Source organism: Actinomadura formosensis NBRC 14204, assembly GCF_001552155.1.
GTDB classification, from domain to species: Bacteria; Actinomycetota; Actinomycetes; order Streptosporangiales; family Streptosporangiaceae; genus Spirillospora; species Spirillospora formosensis.
The window spans coordinates 1-1,581 of record NZ_BCQQ01000274.1 but is presented as its reverse complement, the minus strand read 5'-3'; the positions used below and the strand labels follow the sequence as shown (position 1 = coordinate 1,581).

Below are 1,581 nucleotides of genomic sequence, written 5' to 3'. Positions count from 1 at the left end.
CGGCGGGCGGGCGCGCTCGCGCGCGGACGGCTCGGTGAACCTGGCGCTCCTGACGAATTCTTCGTCGAACACGGGCTCGTCGAAATCTGCGGCCATGGGGCTCTCCGGCGCGGGGGCAGTCGAGTGCCCAGGCTAGTCCACGTGCCGGGCGATCCTTCCCGACCATTTTTAGAACATGTCCTATCTAAACCCTCTTCAGCGGGTGAGGAAGTTCACCGGCCGCCCCCTTGATGTCAACCAACCGATGTGGCATCAGAGACCGCCGGTCACGTTTTCCCCGATGACGTCAAACATGACCACGGGGTCATCAATCAATCGATTGCTGGAGACAGCGGATCAGACTTGAGTCTCATTTGCTCTTGAACTCTTCATGAAACGGGTTCTACGGTGGGCGCCAAGCGCCGTGCACATCGGGAGGAACCGCGCATGACCGCCCCCACTTCGCAGACCACCGCCGTCCCCCCGGGGTTCGACTTCGCCAGCCCGGACCTGCTGGCCGAGCGCATCCCCCTCGCCGAGTTCGCGCTGCTGCGCCGGACGGGCGCGCCCTGGTGGAACGAGCAGCCGCGCGGCCGCACCGGATTCGACGACGACGGCTTCTGGGTGATCAGCAAGCACGCGCACATCAAGGACATCTCCCGCGACCACGAGCAGTGGTCGTCCAACGCCAACGGCGCGGTGATCCGCTTCAACGAGCGGTTCGGCCCCGAGGAGCTGGACGTCCAGCGCGAGAACCTGCTGCTGCACATGGACCCGCCGCAGCACGCCAAGCTGCGCAACATCGTGTCCCGCGGCTTCACGCCCCGGGTGATCAGGAGCCTGCACAGCGCGCTGCAGGAGCGCGCGGAGCGGATCGTCGCCGAGGCCCGCCGCCGCGGCGGCGAGGGCGACTTCGTCGCCGAGATCGCGGCCGAGCTGCCGCTGCAGGCGATCGCCGAGCTGATGGGCGTCCCGCAGGAGGACCGGCGCCGGCTGTTCGACTGGTCCAACAAGATGCTCGGCTACGACGACCCCGAGTACAACGACGACCCGGCCTACGCGGCCGCCGAGATCATCGGCTACTCGATGGGCCTGGCCGAGCAGCGCCGCGGCTGCCCCGCCCACGACATCGTCACCAAGCTCGTCCAGGCCGACGTGGACGGACGCGGCCTGACCGACGACGAGTTCGGCTACTTCATGATCCTGCTCGCCGTCGCCGGCAACGAGACGACCCGCAACGCGATCACCCACGGCATGATCGCGTTCATGGACAGCCCCGAGCAGTGGGAGCTGTTCAAGGCCGAGCGCCCCGAGACCACGCCGGACGAGATCGTCCGGTGGGCCACCCCCGTCACCGCGTTCCAGCGCACCGCCGTGCACGACGCCGAGGTGGGCGGCGTCGAGATCAAGGCCGGCGACCGGGTGGCGATGTACTACAGCTCCGCCAACTTCGACGAGGACGTCTTCACCGACCCGATGACGTTCGACATCACCCGCTCGCCCAACCCGCACCTCGGGTTCGGCGGCACGGGCGCGCACTACTGCATCGGCGCGAACCTGGCCCGCCTGGAGATCGGGCTCATGTTCGACGCGATCGCCGAC

Annotated in this window: 2 protein-coding genes; one reads left to right on the top strand and one right to left on the bottom strand. The window is 67.9% G+C overall.

The window, feature by feature from the left end:
- A partial coding sequence (locus AF1_RS37210) for an SCO2583/SCO2584 N-terminal domain-containing protein (RefSeq protein ID WP_457912016.1) occupies nt 1-96 on the bottom strand: 96 nt, incomplete at its 3' end.
- A 330-nt stretch (nt 97-426) separates the two neighbouring features.
- Here AF1_RS37210 and AF1_RS32465 point away from each other — a divergent pair.
- The coding region (locus AF1_RS32465) for a cytochrome P450 (RefSeq protein ID WP_067808165.1) at nt 427-1,581 on the top strand (1,155 nt) is incomplete at its 3' end.